This is a genomic window from Vibrio makurazakiensis (assembly GCF_050337375.1).
Classification (GTDB): Bacteria; Pseudomonadota; Gammaproteobacteria; order Enterobacterales; family Vibrionaceae; genus Vibrio; species Vibrio makurazakiensis.
This window is the reverse complement of sequence record NZ_JAKJSW010000245.1, coordinates 1-5,811: the sequence shown is the minus strand read 5'-3', so window position 1 is coordinate 5,811 and position 5,811 is coordinate 1. Positions and strand designations below refer to the sequence as shown.

The following is a 5,811-nucleotide window of genomic DNA, read 5'->3' as shown; positions in this document are numbered from 1 at the left end:
ATATTTTAGTTTGGTTAGTTGAAGATAAAAACTATGACCGTACGATTGCGTGGGAGCACTCGAATTCAACGCTGCGTGTTGGTCTGTTAGATAATGCGACTCGTCGAGGGTTGCCTTTAACATTACCCGTTGGTGACTTTGACGACATTACTGGCATTGAAGTTTCTGATCTATGGGGATCGTTTGTTGGGCCAATTAGTGCGTCGAGTAAACGTTACCCAGTTGATGCGGTTTTAGTTATCCGTGCACAGCGTCAAGGTTTACGTTGGACACTGTACGATCAAAAACCGAATCTACTAGTGGACTCTCCCAAAGCTCCGATTACTGGTTCTGCTTCTGGCAATACACAAGTTCAAGCAAAGCGTTTGATTGATGAAGTAAGTGATTACTACGCGAATAAGAGTGCGGTAACTGTTGCCGGAGAATCATCAGAGTCTCAGTTGGTGAATATTGTTAATGTTCAGGACGCGCAAGACTTCTTCGAACTAGAGAATGGTTTAAAAGCGCTGAACTCAGTAGCAAGTTTAGACATTCTTAATATTCAAAATAACCAAGTGACGTTTAAAGTACACTTACTCTCTTCACCTGAGGAGTTTACTGCTGAACTAAGACGTATTCGTCAGTTATCGAAAGTCGAATTGTTAGATGTGACCGAAGAAATTGCCCCAGAGCTTGAGCAACAAGTGAATAGTGTGTCGGTAGAGCCAGTGAAAATTGACTCTCACACAGAAGCTTCGGTTGCGCCTGTTACAGTGTTAAAGCAAGGGGTTGTCACTACACAAGACCAATTAGCGTCTACGGTCGGTGAACCAGCAGTGACAACTAACGATGAAGCAGCTCAGCTAAATGTTGAAAGTGGTGCTATCGATGGTGAAGTCACAGTAGAACTTGCCCCTGAACAAGCGGCCTTGAACTATCAGTGGACTAAGTCTTAGTTATTGATTCTAAGTATAACGTTAGATCAAGAATAGTTTGCTTCAAACATGAAAAAACCGCGCTTAATTGGCGCGTTTTTTTATATCTAAAATCAACATCGGGTGTAGATCTACACTGAACTAGGCATGATATACGAGTTAAATAAAAGTCTAAGATTCACCATCAAACTTAGCTTTTTCTTGTTTCTCTACTTTAGATAATAGTGGGAGTTTTAATCCCAGTTCTTTACCTCGTGCTCTGGTATACAGGATATTACCAGCGAAACCACAGCTCGTCAGAGCAAGCTCAATGACTGCCAACATGCGCTCACCGCCATCAATATAAAAAATGGTTAGAGCATGTAGGAAATACAGCATTAAGACGAAGTTTGCCCAAGCGTGAGTATAGGGTTTACCTGCCAAAATACCGGGTAGTGGCAGTAGCAATGGTATTGCCCAAGCTATCGCTAGTGCCATACTGCTAAGGTGTGGGTGCGGTGAAAGCCCCAGTTGCCAAATTAATACCCAAGCCAGTAGTGATACGTTGCCGAACAGCGCCAAAAATCGAAACTGTTTGGTTCTTGGTGACATCTCCATTAAGGCTCCATTTCCTTTTGGTTACGCGCAACGCGTGCAAGGCGTTTACCTAGCTTCTGTGCGAGCTCAATTTCTTCTTTCGTTAATGTAGATGCATGCCCTGTACTACTTGCACCGTAAGGTGTACCGCCCGACTGAGTGGTATGCAGTGTTGGCTCTGAGTAGGGGATGCCTAAAATGAGCATTCCGTGGTGAAGTAACGGGGTCATCATACTTTGTTGCGTCGTTTCTTGTCCGCCATGCATAGATGCTGAAGAGGTAAACACGCACGCTGGCTTATCGATAAGATCGCCGTTAACCCACAATGAGGTTGTAGAGTCCCAAAAGTGTTTCATTGAGCCTGACATATTGCCAAACCAAACTGGACTGCCAAGAGCCAAACCATCACACTCTTTAAGATCAGATAATGTTGCAATGGCTTCTTCTGATGGAGAAGCCGTAGGTGCAATTTCTTCTACCGTGCGTATTACCGCCTCACAGTTGGGAGTCGACTCGATACCTCGCGCAATCTGTCTAGCTAGCGCGCGAGTACTGCCATGACGGCTATAGTAGAGAACAAGGATTTTCACGTTCATTATGAGTTACAAAATCTCTAATACTTGCTCTGGTGGTCGACCTATTTTTGCTTTGTTATTTGCTACAACAACAGGGCGTTCAAAAAGTTTAGGGTTGTCAGCCATTGCTTTAAATAACTCTTCATCAGTAACCGAAGCATCACCTAGGTTTGCTGCTTTGTAGTCCGCTTCTTTAGTGCGCATCATTTCACGTACAGTTGCAAAACCAAGTTGAGAGAATAATGTTTTTAGCTGCTCTACTGACAACGGTGCTTCTAAGTATTTTACAACTTCTGGTTGAACGCCATTTTCTTCAAGAACAGCAAGAGTTTGGCGGCTTTTAGAACATCTTGGGTTGTGGTAAATCACGACTGACATGACAATTTCCTATAATTTGGCTGAGATTATTATTTTGTTTTAGTGCTGCTTCAATTGAGCAGCTTTCCTATTTTGTATCTAACTTATTATTGCAGTGACATAAAGCGGTCACGCTGCACCATAAGTTGGTCTATTCTTGCATCGTACCTTGCTTGCTTCAGGCTGCCTAGTTCGGCTATTTGGCTCGCTTGGGTATAGTATTGAATCGCTTTGTTCCAATTGGCTTGCAGTGCGAGTATTTCAGCTCGAGCTGCCAAATCTTCATCACTATTTGCTTGGCTAATATTTGCTTTGGAAAGTAAGTGCCAACCATTAGTGTCTTGTGGGCGATCATGTGTATAGCGCTGCAGTACACGAATACTCTCGTCAAACTTCTCATCTTCTAGCAATGCATTCGCATAGTTGATGGTCAAGACAGCATTATTTGGTTTTCTCGTTAATGCCGACTTAAGCTCCTTTACCGCTATTTCAGGGTTCTTTTGGGCGATATGCAGATCAGAAATTGCATCCAGATAGAATAAGTTGAGCGGGTCATTTTGAATTAACTTATCTAGAATAAGCTGTGCTTTATCAAGCTGCTTTGAGTCTAGGTAGACCAATGCTTTCCCATATTCGAACGAAGAGTTAATCGATGCTGGTGCTTTCTTACCTTTGCGCTGGAACCAATCAAGTGCTGCATCGTTGTCGATTCCCGCATAGCGAGCAACAATTCGAGCTCTTGCTAGATGGTAATCCAGTGATGGTGCTAGCTTAAGAGGTGGATATGACCTTGCTCGCTCACGAGAATCGGTAATACGGTCTTCTGGTAATGGGTGAGTTAATAGCATTGGCGGAGGTGTGCTTGCATAGCGATATTCATCGGCTAAGCGGCCGAAAAATCGAGGCATGGCTTGTACGTCAAAACCAGCCTTAGCCAATGTATTAATACCAAAACGATCGGCTTCTTTCTCATTGCTGCGGGTGTAGTTAATTTGGCTTTGCATATTGCCAGCGGTAGTCGCGGTAATGGCGGCAATTCCGGCTTCTGGAGCTGCAATCGCTAATAAAATACCGCCAACCAGTGCTGCCATCGTTGCAGGCGAACGCCTTGCTTGGTCTTCCATACTACGAGCTAGATGTCGCTGCGTGACATGGGCAATTTCGTGGGCGATAACCGAAGCTATTTCACTTTCTGATTGAGCGTGCAAAAACAGACCTGAATGCAATGCAACGTATCCACCAAAGAATGCGAATGCGTTGATGTTACGATCGCGGATCATGAAAAACTGAAATGGTGTTTTTACATCATTGGCATTCGCTACTAGCCTATGCCCAAGGTTCGTCACGTATTCATTGATTACTGGGTCATTGACGATAGGTTGGCTGTTTCTAAGAATTCGCATGTAAGCGTCACCATAGATAAGTTCTTGATCTATAGTGAGCGTTCCGCCAGCTGCTGTGCCGATATCAGGCAAGTCAGTCGTATTGGCGCTTGTCGGTAATGGGGTGCTTAATGCCGCTGCGATACAAAGGCAAACAAGAGAGCGTGTGCGTTTTAACATATTGGTCAGTGGTACTCCGTTTCTTCTGACATTAAGACAAGGGCAATGCTAAATGGTTTCTTATATATATTAAGAGTTTGTCATTGACGCACATTATCTTGATTGTATGTGCTAGAAAATAGAAAGGTGCCTCATTTTCAAAAACACATTACAATGAGCTTCTTATAATAAGCATCGAGCAAAAGAATGGAACCTAATATTCTTGATTTACGCACTGAACGTTGTCCAATGGCGCTATTATTAGCCAAACGTCACACTGCAAAGTTAGAAGTAGGTCAATCCTTAGATATTTATATCTCGGATAAAAGCTCTATGCAGGACACAATGAACTTCTTATCTAGGCACTCTTTTAGTGTCGATAGCGAAGCTAATCTCGATTACTTCCACCTCAAGGTTATTAAAAAGGAATTGCAGTCAAATGCTTGAAATGATCAATCGTTGGTATAAACGACGTTTCTCCGATCCACATGCTGTCAGTTTGGTTGCCATCATTCTATTCGGCTTTATAACGATTTACTTTTTCGGTCACCTGATTGCGCCACTGTTGGTTGCTATTGTTTTGGCTTATCTGTTGGAGTGGCCTGTTGCCCAAATGCAACGAATCGGCATTCCAAGAACACCAGCAGTTATGCTGGTAATTATGTTGTTTTTCAGTTTAGTGTTATTGGCTTTATTTGGTTTGGTGCCGACTATTTGGCATCAAATTGGTAACCTAATCAATGATATTCCAAGTATGTACGGTGGCTTGCAAAGCTTTATCGCAACGATCCCAGAACGTTACCCTGAGCTTGCTAACCTACAGATTGTTGAGTCCATTGTTTCAAATGCGAAAAACAAAGTCTTGGGTATGGGTGAAAGTGTTGTTAAGGGCTCACTTGCTTCATTAGTCAGTATTGCAACACTAGCTGTTTACTTGATTTTAGTGCCTCTTTTGATCTTCTTCTTACTTAAAGATAAAGACGAAATGATTGGTATGGCGAGTGGTGTATTACCTCAGAACCGACGTTTGGCGACTAAAGTTTGGGTTGAAATGAACCAACAAATCTCGAACTACATTCGTGGTAAAGTCGTGGAGATATTAATCGTTGGTGGTGTCAGCTACGTTACGTTCGCTATTCTCGATTTACGTTATTCGGCATTGCTTGCGGTTGCGGTAGGGCTTTCGGTATTAATTCCTTATATCGGGGCAGCAGCTGTAACGGTTCCCGTTGCAATAGTTGGTTTATTCCAATGGGGATTAACGCCTCCTTTCTACTGGCTATTACTGGCCTACGGCATTATTCAAGCATTAGATGGTAACGTACTGGTTCCAGTATTATTTTCAGAAGCGGTTAACCTTCACCCTGTTGCGATAATCGTAGCTGTATTAGTGTTTGGCGGATTGTGGGGATTCTGGGGCGTCTTCTTCGCTATTCCACTTGCGACATTGGTGAAAGCTGTTTGGAATGCCCTACCAAGTAGTGAAGAGCCACACTTGACCGAATAATAGTTAAGTAGCAGCACTAAGCGCTCATCAATTAAAAAGCCCGAACTGGTCATTCAGTTCGGGCTTTTATTATTTATACGCTTCTAAACTGTTAGCGCTTACGGCAATAAGCGTTAGTCAGCGCTTTGTTGATTAAAGTAGTCAAGAACCACTTCATGGTGCGTTTTAGTTTTGAACTTATTGAATACGTGCTCAATTACGCCTTCTTCATTGATTAGGAAACTGATGCGGTGCAGACCGTCGTATACTTTCCCCATGACCATATACCCTTGAGAAAAATTTAAGACATAGAATTTGACGATTGTGACAATATCTAACTTTAACAGTAAGTTAAGTTAACT

Annotated in this window: 7 protein-coding genes and 1 pseudogene; 3 read left to right on the top strand and 5 right to left on the bottom strand. The window is 42.8% G+C overall.

Annotated elements, in window-relative coordinates:
* Nucleotides 1–935, top strand: a 935-nt coding sequence (locus L4C33_RS19040; protein WP_428813985.1) for a DUF2066 domain-containing protein, incomplete at its 5' end; no start/stop codon positions are given.
* A gap of 150 nt (nucleotides 936–1,085) precedes the next feature.
* Here the strand turns inward: L4C33_RS19040 and L4C33_RS19035 are convergent.
* The 4 genes from L4C33_RS19035 to bepA form a co-directional block, all read right to left on the bottom strand.
* Nucleotides 1,086–1,511: a DUF2069 domain-containing protein gene (locus L4C33_RS19035; protein WP_428813984.1), complete on the bottom strand. Its 426-nt coding sequence runs from the start codon at nucleotides 1,509–1,511 to the stop codon at nucleotides 1,086–1,088.
* Nucleotides 1,511–2,086 (bottom strand): NAD(P)H:quinone oxidoreductase, encoded by a 576-nt coding sequence (gene wrbA, locus L4C33_RS19030; RefSeq protein WP_428813983.1) that lies wholly within the window; start codon nucleotides 2,084–2,086, stop codon nucleotides 1,511–1,513. The genes L4C33_RS19035 and wrbA overlap by 1 nt, the downstream gene beginning before the upstream one ends.
* Nucleotides 2,087–2,092: 6 nt before the next feature.
* A complete protein-coding gene (gene arsC / locus L4C33_RS19025; protein ID WP_428813982.1) occupies nucleotides 2,093–2,443 on the bottom strand; it encodes an arsenate reductase (glutaredoxin) in 351 nt (116 codons plus the stop codon).
* Nucleotides 2,444–2,529: 86 nt separating this feature from the next.
* Nucleotides 2,530–3,984 carry a beta-barrel assembly-enhancing protease gene (gene bepA, locus L4C33_RS19020; protein WP_428813981.1) on the bottom strand — a complete coding sequence of 485 codons (1,455 nt, stop codon included), beginning with the start codon at nucleotides 3,982–3,984 and terminating at the stop codon, nucleotides 2,530–2,532.
* A gap of 186 nt (nucleotides 3,985–4,170) precedes the next feature.
* On the opposite strand from bepA, the gene L4C33_RS19015 reads away from it, so the two are divergent.
* Entirely contained in the window at nucleotides 4,171–4,410 is a 240-nt protein-coding gene (locus L4C33_RS19015) for a sulfurtransferase TusA family protein (RefSeq protein WP_428813980.1), read from the top strand.
* A complete protein-coding gene (locus tag L4C33_RS19010; protein WP_428813979.1) occupies nucleotides 4,403–5,470 on the top strand; it encodes an AI-2E family transporter in 1,068 nt (355 codons plus the stop codon). The genes L4C33_RS19015 and L4C33_RS19010 overlap by 8 nt, the downstream gene beginning before the upstream one ends.
* 113 nt (nucleotides 5,471–5,583) lie before the next feature.
* On the opposite strand, the pseudogene L4C33_RS19005 reads toward L4C33_RS19010, so the two are convergent.
* Nucleotides 5,584–5,727 (bottom strand): annotated as a pseudogene (locus tag L4C33_RS19005) (thioredoxin-dependent thiol peroxidase); the annotation flags it as partial.
* Nucleotides 5,728–5,811 lie beyond the last annotated feature (84 nt).